The sequence below is a fragment of the Streptomyces tailanensis genome, assembly GCF_008386495.1.
GTDB lineage: Bacteria > Actinomycetota > Actinomycetes > Streptomycetales > Streptomycetaceae > Streptomyces > Streptomyces tailanensis.
This window is the reverse complement of sequence record NZ_VTHJ01000151.1, coordinates 6,345-7,345: the sequence shown is the minus strand read 5'-3', so window position 1 is coordinate 7,345 and position 1,001 is coordinate 6,345. Positions and strand designations below refer to the sequence as shown.

1 protein-coding gene is annotated in these 1,001 nt (G+C 69.2%); it reads left to right on the top strand.

Annotation, left to right across the window (positions count from 1 at the left end):
• Positions 1–301: 301 nt before the first annotated feature.
• Positions 302–1,001, top strand: a 700-nt coding sequence (locus F3T56_RS49180) for an NsdA family TPR-like regulatory protein (RefSeq protein ID WP_484422116.1), incomplete at its 3' end; no start/stop codon positions are given.

The window sequence follows — 1,001 nt, the reverse complement described above, 5'->3', positions numbered from 1 at the left end:
GGGGAGCGAGCGGCCGGGGCGGGGCGGACACGGAGGACGATGCTGCGTACGACGATGCTGCGTACATGGGGGAATACAGATCCCTTCGTGTGCCTGCGATGTCACGCGCTACCCGCCCCGGGCGTCCAGGAGCACCCTGGGGAGTGTCCGACGGGCGACCGGGTCGGGGTGGCGCTTTCCTACCTGACAACGGATGGGCAGTGGCACACCATGTAGCGGACCCTGGCGAAGCCTGGCGAATAGTCCCCGAGCAACTGACAGCGGGCTACATTCAACTCAGCCGAGAACCTGGGGGCTTGACGTGAGCGGACAACCCAACACCCGACTCTCAGACCTGTTCGGCCTGGCCGGCTGGTCGAAGGGAGAGCTCGCGAGGCTGGTCAACCGGCAGGCGGCGGCCATGGGCCACCCCCAGCTGGCGACCGACACCTCACGGGTGCGGCGGTGGATCGACATGGGAGAGATCCCGCGCGATCCCGTGCCGCGGGTGCTGGCGGCGCTGTTCACCGAGCGTCTCGGCCGTGTCGTGACCATCGAGGACCTCGGTCTGGTGCGGCACGGGCGTCTGGGGAAGCGACAGGGCCGCGGGAGTGTGGAACACCCCGACGGCGTGCCGTGGACGCCCGAACGAACAGCCGCGGTCCTCACCGAATTCACGGGAATGGACCTCATGCTCAACCGACGCGGTTTGGTGGGCGCGGGCGCCGCGCTCACCGCGGGATCCGTACTCAGCAGCGCTATGCATGACTGGCTGCACACCGATCCGGCACTGAAGACCGACGCCCCTGCTGTCGACAACCCCCTGCACGCCGACCCGGCCGGCTACGAGCGCTACGAGGCCGCACCCATCGGCTCGCAGGAGGTGGAGGAGCTGGAGCGCTCGGTCGAGGTGTTCCGGGCCTGGGACGCCGCTCGCGGCGGCGGGCTGCAGCGCAAGGCGGTCGTGGGCCAGCTCAACGAGGTGGGAGGCATGCTCTCCTACCGTCACTCCGACCATCTCC